The 11,971-nt window shown below is 65.0% G+C and carries 11 protein-coding genes; 8 read left to right on the plus strand and 3 right to left on the minus strand.

The annotated features are described in order from the left end of the window. Positions 1-113 precede the first annotated feature (113 nt). The 5 genes from dnaK (at position 114) to moeB (ending at position 6,254) form a co-directional block, all read left to right on the plus strand. Complete coding sequence (gene dnaK, locus GA0004734_RS03935) at positions 114-2,033, plus strand: molecular chaperone DnaK (protein ID WP_062595454.1); 1,920 nt, start codon at positions 114-116, stop codon at positions 2,031-2,033. Positions 2,034-2,288: 255 nt separating this feature from the next. Beyond that, on the plus strand, positions 2,289-3,422 hold the full coding sequence (dnaJ, locus tag GA0004734_RS03940; protein WP_092931363.1) for a molecular chaperone DnaJ: 1,134 nt from the start codon (positions 2,289-2,291) through the stop codon (positions 3,420-3,422). A gap of 145 nt (positions 3,423-3,567) precedes the next feature. Beyond that, positions 3,568-4,302 carry a glutathione S-transferase gene (locus tag GA0004734_RS03945; RefSeq protein WP_092935886.1) on the plus strand — a complete coding sequence of 245 codons (735 nt, stop codon included), beginning with the start codon at positions 3,568-3,570 and terminating at the stop codon, positions 4,300-4,302. 52 nt (positions 4,303-4,354) lie between these two features. Next, complete coding sequence (gene recF / locus GA0004734_RS03950) at positions 4,355-5,479, plus strand: DNA replication/repair protein RecF (RefSeq protein WP_092931364.1); 1,125 nt, start codon at positions 4,355-4,357, stop codon at positions 5,477-5,479. A 10-nt stretch (positions 5,480-5,489) separates the two neighbouring features. Next, on the plus strand, positions 5,490-6,254 hold the full coding sequence (gene moeB, locus GA0004734_RS03955) for a molybdopterin-synthase adenylyltransferase MoeB (protein ID WP_092931366.1): 765 nt from the start codon (positions 5,490-5,492) through the stop codon (positions 6,252-6,254). A 24-nt stretch (positions 6,255-6,278) separates the two neighbouring features. Here moeB and GA0004734_RS03960 read toward each other — a convergent pair whose 3' ends face one another. After that, the gene (locus GA0004734_RS03960; protein ID WP_092931368.1) at positions 6,279-7,283 is read right to left on the minus strand and encodes a 2-hydroxyacid dehydrogenase; all 1,005 of its coding nucleotides are present in this window, start codon (positions 7,281-7,283) and stop codon (positions 6,279-6,281) included. Between the two features lie 299 nt (positions 7,284-7,582). Between GA0004734_RS03960 and GA0004734_RS03965 the strand changes: the two genes are divergently transcribed. Continuing rightward, positions 7,583-8,095, plus strand: coding sequence for an SH3 domain-containing protein (locus tag GA0004734_RS03965; protein WP_245292333.1), 513 nt, complete (start codon positions 7,583-7,585; stop codon positions 8,093-8,095). Positions 8,096-8,104: 9 nt separating this feature from the next. Here the strand turns inward: GA0004734_RS03965 and GA0004734_RS03970 are convergent, their stop codons facing one another. Next, positions 8,105-9,097, minus strand: coding sequence for an adenosine kinase (locus tag GA0004734_RS03970; RefSeq protein ID WP_092931370.1), 993 nt, complete (start codon positions 9,095-9,097; stop codon positions 8,105-8,107). Positions 9,098-9,361: 264 nt separating this feature from the next. Between GA0004734_RS03970 and GA0004734_RS03975 the strand changes: the two genes are divergently transcribed. Continuing rightward, a complete protein-coding gene (locus GA0004734_RS03975; protein WP_092931372.1) occupies positions 9,362-10,573 on the plus strand; it encodes an MFS transporter in 1,212 nt (403 codons plus the stop codon). 3 nt (positions 10,574-10,576) lie between these two features. Here the strand turns inward: GA0004734_RS03975 and nth are convergent, their stop codons facing one another. Then, positions 10,577-11,407, minus strand: coding sequence for an endonuclease III (gene nth, locus GA0004734_RS03980; RefSeq protein ID WP_092931374.1), 831 nt, complete (start codon positions 11,405-11,407; stop codon positions 10,577-10,579). Between nth and GA0004734_RS03985 the strand changes: the two genes are divergently transcribed. Further along, positions 11,406-11,906, plus strand: a complete 501-nt coding sequence (locus GA0004734_RS03985; protein ID WP_092931376.1) for a DUF2244 domain-containing protein — start codon at positions 11,406-11,408, stop codon at positions 11,904-11,906. The genes nth and GA0004734_RS03985 overlap by 2 nt on opposite strands. The last annotated feature ends 65 nt before the right edge of the window (positions 11,907-11,971 follow it).

Raw genomic sequence — 11,971 nt, forward strand, 5'->3', positions numbered from 1 at the left:
CGCCGCACGTCCAAGGCTTCCGGGCCGCGGCACAACACGACAAGAGCATCCCTAGGGGCTGTCGCACGAATGCCTGACCGGGTTCCGACAGTCCGCTGCAAGGAGAGAACGACATGGCAAAAGTAATCGGTATCGATCTGGGAACGACCAACTCCTGCGTCGCCGTGATGGACGGCAAGGACGCGAAGGTCATCGAAAATGCGGAAGGCGCGCGCACGACGCCCTCCATGGTTGCCTTCTCGGATGATGGCGAACGCCTCGTCGGCCAGCCGGCCAAGCGTCAGGCCGTCACCAATCCGGAAAACACCCTCTTCGCCGTGAAGCGCCTCATCGGCCGCCGCTACGAAGACCCGACCGTGACGAAGGACAAGGCCCTCGTGCCGTTCGAAATCGTCAAGGGCGACAATGGCGACGCATGGGTCAAGGCCGGTGGCAAGAACCAGTCTCCGTCGCAGGTCTCGGCCATGATCCTTCAGAAGATGAAGGAAACCGCCGAATCCTACCTCGGCGAAAAGGTCACCCAGGCCGTCATCACCGTTCCCGCCTACTTCAATGACGCCCAGCGTCAGGCCACCAAGGATGCGGGCCGCATTGCCGGTCTCGACGTCCTGCGCATCATCAACGAGCCGACGGCAGCAGCGCTCGCCTACGGCCTCGACAAGACCGAAGGCAAGACGATCGCTGTCTACGACCTTGGCGGCGGCACGTTCGACGTCTCGGTTCTGGAAATCGGCGACGGCGTCTTCGAAGTGAAGTCGACCAATGGCGACACCTTCCTCGGCGGCGAAGACTTCGACATGCGTCTCGTCGAATATCTCGCAGGCGAGTTCAAGAAGGACCAGGGCATCGACCTGAAGAACGACAAGCTCGCTCTTCAGCGCCTCAAGGAAGCGGCCGAAAAGGCCAAGATCGAGCTGTCCTCCTCGCAGCAGACGGAAATCAACCTGCCGTTCATCACGGCGGATGCTTCCGGCCCGAAGCACCTGACGCTGAAGCTGACGCGCGCGAAGTTCGAAGCGCTCGTGGACGACCTCGTCCAGCGCACGATCGCGCCCTGCAAGGCGGCGCTGAAGGATGCCGGCGTTTCGGCTTCCGAAATCGATGAAGTCGTGCTCGTCGGCGGCATGAGCCGCATGCCGAAGGTGCAGGAAGTCGTCAAGCAGCTGTTCGGCAAGGAGCCGCACAAGGGCGTCAACCCGGATGAAGTCGTCGCACTCGGCGCCGCCATCCAGGCCGGCGTTCTCCAGGGCGACGTCAAGGACGTTCTGCTCCTCGACGTGACCCCGCTGTCGCTCGGCATCGAAACGCTCGGTGGCGTCTTCACCCGTCTGATCGAACGCAACACGACGATCCCGACGAAGAAGAGCCAGACCTTCTCGACCGCGGAAGACAGCCAGTCGGCCGTCACCATCCGCGTCAGCCAGGGCGAGCGCGAAATGGCGCAGGACAACAAGCTGCTCGGCCAGTTCGACCTCGTCGGCATTCCCCCGGCACCGCGCGGCATTCCGCAGATCGAAGTCACCTTCGACATCGATGCCAACGGTATCGTCAACGTCTCGGCCAAGGACAAGGGCACCGGCAAGGAGCACCAGATCCGCATTCAGGCATCGGGCGGGCTGTCGGACGCCGATATCGAGAAGATGGTCAAGGACGCGGAGGCCAATGCCGAGAACGACAAGAAACGTCGTGACGGCGTCGAGGCGAAGAACCAGGCCGAAAGCCTGATCCATTCGTCCGAGAAGTCGCTGAAGGAATATGGCGACAAGGTCACCGAAGCCGACCGCACTGCCATCTCCGACGCGATTGCCGCGCTGAAGACATCGGTCGAGGCTTCCGAGCCGGACGCCGAGGACATCAAGGCGAAGACGCAGACGCTTCTGGAAGCTTCCATGAAGCTCGGTCAGGCGATGTATGAGTCGCAGCAGACCGATGCGGCAAACGCAGACGCCGCAGCGGACGCTGCCCGCGACAACGTCGTCGATGCCGACTACGAAGACGTCAGCGACGAAGACGATCGCAAGAAGTCTGCGTAAGGCGTGAAGGCCTGACGCCATCGAAAAGGCCCGGAGCAACCGTTCCGGGCCTTTTTTTGGTAGATTGCCGAAAAATGCGACAGGCTTGTCAGTTTGCCTTCTTTTCGTCGAAAAAGCCGAAACCCGTGCGGATTCGCTATGGTATCGGCGTGCGGGATTTCCTAAATCCTTATCAACGAAATTCGGCTCAATGAAATCTGGCGACGACCGACGGCCGGTCCTGTCGCCGCGGTTCAACGGGATATGCGCGACCACATGAAACGTGATCTTTACGAAACACTCGGTGTTGCGAAAACAGCCGACGAGAAGGAGCTGAAAAGCGCCTTCCGCAAGCTGGCGATGAAATACCACCCGGACAAGAATCCGGGCGATGCGGAATCGGAAAAGACCTTCAAAGAGATCAACCAGGCCTATGAGACGCTGAAGGACCCGCAGAAGCGGGCCGCCTACGACCGTTACGGCCACGCCGCCTTCGAACAGGGCGGCATGGGTGGCGGCGGCGGTGCCGGCATGGGCGGTGGCGCCGCGGGCTTCTCCGATATCTTCGAGGACATTTTCGGCGAGATGATGGGCGGCGGACGCCAGCGCCAGCGCTCGTCTGGCGGGCGCGAGCGCGGCGCCGATCTCCGCTACAACATGGAGATCACGCTGGAGGAGGCCTATGCCGGCAAGACCGCGCAGATCCGCGTCCCCACCTCGATCACCTGCGACGTCTGTTCCGGATCGGGCGCCAAGCCCGGCACGAAGCCGACGACCTGCGGCACCTGCCAGGGCTCCGGCCGGGTGCGCGCGGCGCAAGGCTTCTTTTCCATCGAGCGGACCTGCCCAACCTGCCAGGGTCGCGGCACCATCATTCCCGATCCCTGCACCAAGTGCCACGGCCAGGGCCGTATCACCGAAGAGCGCTCGCTGTCCGTTAACATCCCCGCTGGTATCGAGGACGGCACCCGCATCCGCCTGTCGGGCGAGGGCGAGGCCGGTCTTCGCGGCGGTCCTTCGGGCGATCTCTACATCTTCCTCTCGGTCAAGCCGCATGAGTTCTACCAGCGCGACGGCGCCGACCTCTATTGCAGCGTGCCGATCTCCATGACGACGGCGACGCTCGGCGGCAAGTTCGACGTGCAGACGCTCGACGGCACCAAGTCGCGCGTCACGGTTCCCGAGGGAACGCAGGCGGGCAAGCAGTTCCGCCTGAAGGGCAAGGGCATGCCGGTGCTGCGCTCGACGCAGGTGGGCGATCTCTACATCCAGATCGGCATCGAAACGCCGCAGAAGCTGACCAAGCGCCAGCGCGAACTGCTGGAGGAATTCGCCGAGATTTCCTCGAAGGACAACAACCCGGAATCCGCCGGCTTCTTCGCCCGGATGAAGGAATTCTTCGAGGGCTGATCGCCGCGATCCGCATCGACAAGGCCGGAAGCAGGAATGTTTCCGGCCTTTTTCATGAGAGCAGAATCATTGCCATGCCTGCGAACCGCTCCATCTCTTGAACCTCGACACGATGATCGATGCGTCAGACGAGAGGATGTCCGCCATGACCTATGCGCTTTACTACTGGGACGGTCTGCCCGGTCGCGGCGAGTTCGTGCGGCTGGCGCTGGAGCAGGCGGGGGCCGACTATATCGATGTCGCCCGCGGCCAAGACGGTACCGACCGGATGCTGGAGATCCTGGAGGATAACAGGGGGGATGCGCCGTTCGCGCCGCCATTCCTGAAGGACGGCGACCGGATCGTCTCGCAGACGGCCAATATTCTCTTCTATCTCGGACCGCGTCTCGGCCTTGCGCCGGCAGACGAATACGAGCGTCATCGCCTGAATGGCTTGCAGATGACGATGGCCGACATGGTGGCAGAGACGCACGACACCCATCATCCCGTGGCGACGGGGCTCTATTACGAGGACCAGAAGCCGGAAGCGACACGCCGCGCCGCCGATTTTCGCACGGCGCGCATTCCGAAATTCCTCGATTACTTCGAGCGGGTGCTCTCCACAAATCCCGAGGGGCCGACGCATCTCGTCGGCAAGGCTCTGACTTATGGCGACCTCTCGCTCCACCATCTGCTCGAGGGCCTGCGCTACGCCTTCCCGAAAGCCATGAAGGCCTATGGCAACCGCTGGCCGCATCTCGATGCGGTGCGCACCCATGTGGCAAGCCTGCCCAACATCGCCGCCTATCGCGCGTCCGACCGCCGCATCCCTTTCAACGAGTCCGGCATCTTCCGCCATTACCCCGAGCTCGACGGCATCGAGACAGGCGACGAGGATTGATGGACCAGACGATGCTTGTCAGGCATCGCAAGAGGGCTTAGAGCCGGACGGCATGCCGCAAAAAGTTTCCCTGTCCCGTCTGAAGCTCGGCGATTTCCGCAATTATGCGGCGCTTTCGCTCGATCTCGACGCGCGTCATGTCGTGCTCACGGGGGAGAACGGCGCGGGCAAGACCAATCTCATGGAGGCGGTCTCCTTCCTCTCGCCGGGGCGGGGTCTGCGGCGCGCGGCCTACGCCGATGTGCCGCGTCTCGGCGCGGAGGCCGGGTTCTCGATCTTCGCCGCCATCGAGGGCATGCAGGGCGATGTCGAGATTGGCACCGGGACGTTCGGGACCGAGGAGGGGCAGGCGCGGCGCCTGCGTCTCAACGGCACCAATGCGAAGGCCATCGACGAGCTTCTCGACCATCTGCGCGTGCTCTGGCTGACGCCGGCCATGGACGGGCTGTTCACGGGGGCGTCCGGCGACCGGCGGCGTTTCCTCGACCGGCTCGTCCTCTCGCTCGATCCCGAGCACGGACGACGGGCAACCGATTTCGAGCGCGCCATGCGCAGCCGCAACAAGCTGCTGTCCGAGCCCGGTGCCGATCCGGTCTGGCTGACCGGGCTGGAGCGCCAGCTGGCCGAACTCGGCATCGCCATGGCGCTCGCCCGCAACGAAATGCTCGGGCTTCTGGCAGCGCTGATCGATCGCAGCCCGGACGACGGCAGGTTTCCAAAGGCGGATCTCGCACTGTCGGGCTTTCTCGATGGCGAATGGCACCGCCCGGCCTTCGATCTGGAGGAGGATTATCTGGAGCGCCTGCGCACCGGCCGCTGGCGCGACGGGGCGGCGGGGCGCACGCTCGAAGGTCCGCACCGCAGCGATCTCCTGATCCGCCATCGGGCGAAGAATATCGAGGCCGAACGCTGCTCGACGGGGGAACAGAAGGCGCTGCTCGTCGGCCTGGTGCTGGCGCATGCGCGGCTGGTGGCCGACCTCACCGGCCACGCGCCGGTGCTGCTGCTGGATGAAATCGCCGCGCATCTCGATGCCGGACGCCGGGCGGCGCTGTTCGATATCGTCGACGATCTCGGCGGGCAGGCCTTCATGACCGGCACCGACCGGGCTATGTTTTCGGCGCTCGGCGACCGCGCGCAGTTCCTGACGGTTGCCAACGGGCAGGTTTTCGAGTGAGTGTCGGGGCATGGCCGAAACACTGACACCCCAGGAAATTGACCGCTATTCCCGCCACATCCTGCTGCCGGAAATCGGCGGGCAGGGGCAGCAGGCGCTGAAAGCGGCGCGTGTGCTGGTGATCGGCGCGGGCGGCCTCGGCGCGCCTGTTATCCTCTATCTCGCGGCCGCCGGCATCGGCACGCTCGGGATCGTCGATGACGATGTTGTGTCGCTCTCCAACCTCCAGCGCCAGGTGGTGCACCAGACCGCAGCCATCGGCACGCGCAAGGTGGACAGCGCGCAAGGTGCAGTGGCGCGGCTGAACCCGCACGTGACCGTTTGCCCGCTGCCGTTCCGCCTCACGCGCGACACCGTTTCCGAAACGCTCGCCGGCTACGACATCGTGGTCGATGGCTCCGACAATTTCGATACGCGCTATCTGGTTGCGGAGGCGGCCGAGACCCGGCGCATCCCCCTCGTCACCGGCGCTGTCGGCCGTTTCGACGGCTCGCTGACGGTTCTCATGCCCTGGACGACAGACGCGTCGGGCCGGCAGGCGCCGCGCTACCGCGATCTCTTCCCCGAGCCGCCGCCGCCCGGTACGGTACCGTCCTGCGCGGAAGCGGGCATTATCGGCGCGCTGACTGGCGTCATCGGCACATTGCAGGCCATGGAAGTGGTCAAGCTGGTGACGGGCGCCGGAGACCCCCTCGTCGGCCGCCTGCTGCTCTACGACGCGCTGGCGGCCCGTTTCGACACCATCCGCTACAGGCGTCGCCATGCGGATCGTTGAGTGCGGGCCGGATATTAACGGCGGTCAGTTGCGCCCCGGCAGCACCCTGTCCGGCGGGCGGTGACCGTCGAAGAAGGTGCGGATGTTGATGATGACCTTCTCGCCCATGTCGACACGGCTTTCGAGCGTTGCCGAGCCCATATGCGGCAGCAGCACCACCTTGCCTTCGGAGGCAAGCTTGACGAGCTTCGGGTTGATCGCCGGCTCGTTCTCGTAGACGTCGAGCCCCGCGCCGGCGATACGGCCCTCCCGCAGGCACTTGATCAGCGCGGCCTCGTCCACGATGCCGCCGCGCGCGGTGTTCACGAGGTAGCTCGTGGGCTGCATCAGTTGCAGCCGGCGCGCCGAGAGCAGGTGATAGGTCGCGGGCGTCGAGGGGCAGTTGACCGATACGAAATCGACACGGGCGAGCATCTGGTCGAGGCTGTCCCAGTAGGTCGCCTCCAGCGATGCCTCCGTCTCGGCGCTCACGCGGTGACGGTTGTGATAGTGGATGGAGAGGCCGAAGGCCTTGGCGCGGCGGGCAACCGCGGTGCCGATGCGGCCCATGCCGACGATGCCGATGCGCTTGCCGGAAATCCGGCGGCCCAGCATCCAGTTGGGCGACCAGCCGGCCCAGTCGTGGCGGCGGTCGGCGAGAATCGCGGCGCCTTCCACGAGCCGCCGGGGAACGGCGAGAATGAGCGCCAGCGTCATGTCGGCCGTGTCCTCGGTGAGCACGGCGGGCGTGTTCGTCACCGTGATGCCGCGGCGCGCGGCGGCGTCCACATCGATATTGTCGACGCCGTTGGAAAAGCTCGCGATCAGCTTGAGCTTCGGCCCGGCCTCTTCGATCAGGGCAGCGTCGATGCGGTCGGTGACGGTGGGCACCAGCACGTCGGCATGGGCCATGGCGGCGGCCAGCGCCTCCTGGCTGCGCGGGGTATCGTCGATGTTCAGCTCCGCATCGAAGAGTTCGCGCATGCGGGTCTCCACGATGTCGGGCAGCTTGCGGGTGATGTAGACCGTCGGCTTCTGTCTCTGCGTCATCGTCAAATCTCTCCCCCGATCCGCGCCAGGCAGACCATCGCGTTGACGGCTTCTTAACCAAGATGATGGATCGTGTCCCAGAGCGTTATCTAGCAGAGACGCACGGGAAGACCAACACAGCCTGCCTTCGAAGCGACCGGGATGACCGGAGGTTCTCGATACCATGCAGGCTGGACGTCTCGGAGCGCTCCGCTGACGATGCGCAAATTGTTCGACCGGTTTGGAAAACGGATTTCGCCATGCGCCAGTTCCATCTCAGTATGATCGCGCAGTTTCGTGTGAATGCGAGGCGCGGCCTCATGATCGCTCTTCTTGCGGCCTTCACCATATCCGGCATCGCCGACCCGGCATGGGCGCAGGCGGCCAAGGGGGCGAGCGGCCTGCCGCTGCCGCGCTTCGTCAGCCTGAAATCGAAAAGCGTCAACCTGCGCGTCGGCCCGAGCGTCGATTATGCCGTGTCGTGGCGCTACCTAAAGCCCGGCGTGCCGGTCGAGATCATTCAGGAATACGACAACTGGCGGCGCGTACGCGATGCGGACGGCACGGAGGGCTGGGTCAATCAGGCGCTTCTTTCCGGCGCCCGCACGGCGCTGGCCGCCCCGTGGATGCGCGGTAAGGGCCAGGGCGTGCTGGTCAACATGCGCCGCGAGCCGCAATCGAACGCCAACATCGTCGCTCGCATCGAGCCGGGCGTGATGCTGCACATTGGCCAGTGCACCGGCGAATGGTGCAAGGCCGAAGCGCAAGGGGCGGAAGGCTGGATCGTCCAGACCGAGATCTGGGGTGCCTACCCCGGCGAGGCGTTCAAATAACCTGCAACGCTACAGCAGGCCCGCTTTGGCGGCCGCGTCCTTCAGCGACACCATCGGGCGGGGGCCGATCTGCTCGATGACGATGCCGGCGGCAAGGCTGCCGAGCTTGCCGCAGATGTCGAGCGGCTTGCCAGCGGTGTAGCCGAACAGGAAGCCTGCGGCATAGAGATCGCCGGCACCCGTCGTATCCACGACGCGCGACACCTTGGTCGCCTCGATCTTGATCCGCTCCTCGCCCCGCACGATGATCGAGCCTTCCTCGCTCATCGTCACCGCCGCCAGGCGGCAGTCCCGCGAGAGCCGGCTTAGCGCGTCGGAGAAATCCTCCGTCTCGTAGAGCGCCAGCGCCTCGGCCCGGTTGGCGAACACGATATCCACCGTGCCGCTCGTCATCAGCTCCAGAAATTCGGCCCGATAGCGATTGACGCAAAAACTGTCCGACAGGGTCATGGAGACCTCGCGGCCGTTTTCATGCGCGATGCGCGCGGCATCGCGAATCGCCTCCTTGGCGCGCGGCGGATCCCAGAGATAGCCTTCGAAATAGGTGACGGCGGCATTGGCGACGATGTCGGGCTCCACGTCTTCGGGGCCGAGCTCGACGCAGGCGCCGAGATAGGTGTTCATCGAGCGCTCGCCGTCCTCGGTCACGAAGATCATCGAGCGCGCCGTCGGCGGAAACGTGTCGAGCGGCTGCGTGCGGAAATGCACGCCCTGCGCCTGGATGTCGTGGGTGAAGATGTCGCCCAGCTGATCGTTGGCGATCTTGCCGAAATAGGCAGCCTTGCCGCCAAGGCTCGCAATGCCGGCCGCCGTATTGCCGGCGCTGCCGCCGGACGCTTCGAGCGCCGGCCCCATGCGGGAATACAGCAGCTCGGCGCGCTCGGCGTCGATCAGGTTCATCGCGCTCTTGATGATGCCGTTATCGGTGAGAAATCGCTCTTCACAGCGTGCAATGATATCGACGATGGCATTGCCGATCGTCAGGACGTCGAATGTGGTCATGAACCCCGCCTGGAAAAACTCTGTGGCCGGGGTTCGGTCTTACGCGAATTCTCGCGCTTTGGAAGATCTTATCGGCCTTCGACCTCTCCCGCGCGGTGCTTTCCGCGTGCAAATGCCGCGTTGCGGACCGCACGGTAAGCATGGCATATCGGTCGCCTGTCCCCCGCAGGATGCCACCTTTCGGTCGCGGGAGACAGGCTCTCGGGAGAAGGGCTTTTTCGACATGCGGCTTGGGAATGGAGCCGGGGGAAACGGAGAGCGTTCATGACGGCCACGATATCGGAGCCAGACGTGACGGGGGAACCAGAGGCGACCGGACTTTCGGCGCGCCTGAACCTCGTTCTTGCGGCGGCCTGCGGCCTCATCGTCGCGAACCTCTATTATGCCCAGCCGCTCGTGGGGCCGATCGGCGCCTCGCTCGGCCTCTCGCCGGATGCAGCAGGGCTGATCGTCATGCTGACGCAGCTCGGCTATGGCCTCGGGCTGCTGCTGATCGTGCCGCTCGGCGATCTCTTCGAGAACCGCAAGCTGATCCTCGTCATGCTCGGCCTGTCCATTCTGGCCGTGCTGTCGGCGGGTCTCCTGACGCAGGCGGTGGCCTTCCTTTCGGCGGCCTTCGCCATCGGCCTCTGCTGCGTGGCCGTCCAGATCATCGTTCCCTATGCAGCGCAGATGGTGCCGGCGGCGGAGCGCGGGCGCGCGGTCGGCAACGTCATGAGCGGCCTTATGGTCGGCATCATGCTCGCCCGCCCGGTTTCGAGCTTCATCGCGGCCTTCCTGCCGTGGCACATGGTCTTCGTGCTGTCGGCGCTGGCCATGTCCGGCCTTGCGCTCTTCCTCGCCCGCGTCCTGCCGCGCCGCATGCCGGCGTCCCGCCTCGGCTATGGCGCGCTGATCGGCTCGCTGCCGCGGCTGTTTGCGACGCAACCCGTGCTGCGCCGTCGCGCGGCCTATCAGGGCTGCATGTTCGCGGCCTTCAGCGTCTTCTGGACGGTGACGCCGCTGCTGCTGGCAAGCCCGGCCTTCGGCCTGTCGCAGGTCGGCATCGCGCTCTTCGCGCTTGCGGGTGCGGCCGGCGCGCTGGCAGCCCCCATTGCCGGGCGCCTTGCCGACAGGGGCTTGAGCTTTGCGGCGACCCGCATTGCGCTGGTCGGCGGTGCCTGCGCCTTTCTCGTCACGCATCTCGCCCCGCAAGGCTCGGCGGTCGCGCTCGTCGTGCTGACGCTTGCTGCCTTCGGCCTCGATTTCGCGGTGTCCACGACCCTCGTTCTCGGACAGCGGGCGATCTACGTGCTTGGCGACGTGCATCGCAGCCGGCTGAACGGCCTCTACATGGCGACGTCGTTCCTCGGCGGCGCGGTGGGCTCGGCAGCCGGTGCGTGGCTCTACGCGCATTACGGCTGGTGGGGCGCCTCGCTTCTCGGCTTCGCCCTGCCGGCCGCAGCCCTGCTCTACAGCCTCACAGAGCGGCGATAAGGGTCAGAACACCTGCGGCGGCAACGCAACCAGCGGCGCGGGAATGGTGTTCGTCTTCTCCGCCGCCTTGCAGAGATCCGCGATGATACAGTGCTCGCATTCGGGACGGCGCGCCTTGCAGGTATAGCGCCCGTGCAGGATCAGCCAGTGATGCGCGTGGTAAAGGTAATGATTGGGTATCACCCGGACGAGGTGATCCTCCACCTGATCCGGCGTCTTGCCTGGCGCAAGGCCGATGCGGTTGGCGATGCGGAAGATATGCGTATCCACCGCGATCGTCGCCTGACCGAAAGCCATGGAGAGCACGACATTGGCGGTCTTGCGCCCGACGCCGGGAAGCTTCACCAGTTCGTCCCGGTCGCGCGGCACCTGCCCGCCGAAATCCTCGACCAGCATGCGGCTGAGCGCGATGACGTTCTTCGCCTTGTTGCGATAAAGCCCGATGGTGCGGATATGCTCGCGCACCGCATCCTCGCCGAGCGCCAGCATCTTTTCCGGCGTGTCGGCAATGGCAAAAAGCGCCTTCGTCGCCTTGTTGACCCCCACATCCGTCGCCTGTGCCGACAGCGCCACCGCGACCACCAGCGTGAACGGGTTGACGTACTTCAGCTCGCCCTTCGGCTCCGGCCGCTGCACGGAGAAGCGGCGGAAGATCTCCTCGACCTCCTCGGTGGAATAGGCGCTCTTCGGCTTGCGCGGCCTTGCCGTTGGCTTGAGACTGCGCGGCTTTGCCGTCGCTTGGGGCATGCGCGGCTTTGCCGCTGGCTGGAGGGCCGCAAGCTTCACGGATTTCGGTTTCGGCTCTTTCATGTCTTCTCTATACTGGCGTGCCATGAACGATGGCAACGCCGACATGCGCACTGCTGACAAGCCGGTTTTTGCAGCCGAGCTGACGCCCTATCGCTCGCTCGGCGCCAAGGGCTTGCGCGTCGTCTTCCTCATCGCCGCGCTGATGAGCCTCGTCCATGTCTTCGTGTTCCTCGTCATCGGCGCCTGGCCCGTCGTTTTCTTCTTCGGGCTGGATTTCCTGGGCCTGTTCGGCGCCTTCTGGCTGAACAACCGCGCAGCCCGGATGCGTGAGGAGGTCAGCATCAGCAGGGACGATGTCGCCGTGCGCAAGTTCGCAGCCAGCGGCCGCATGACCGAGCACCGGTTCAATCCGTTCTGGACCCGCTTCGATGTCGCCCGTCATGACGAGATCGGCATTGTCTCCATGCATGTGCGCGACCGGCTTCGCGCGACCGATATCGGCTCCTTCCTCAATCGCGACGACCGCGAAACCTTCGCCACCGCCTTTTCCGGCGCACTGGCGACGGTGAAGCGGCGGGGATGAGATCGGAAATCGGGTGGCGGCTGCGGCCCGGATGTGATGGTCTCGGCCACGCGCTTTCGTGCGCG

Source organism: Rhizobium sp. 9140, from assembly GCF_900067135.1.
In the GTDB taxonomy this organism is placed as follows: Bacteria; Pseudomonadota; Alphaproteobacteria; order Rhizobiales; family Rhizobiaceae; genus Ferranicluibacter.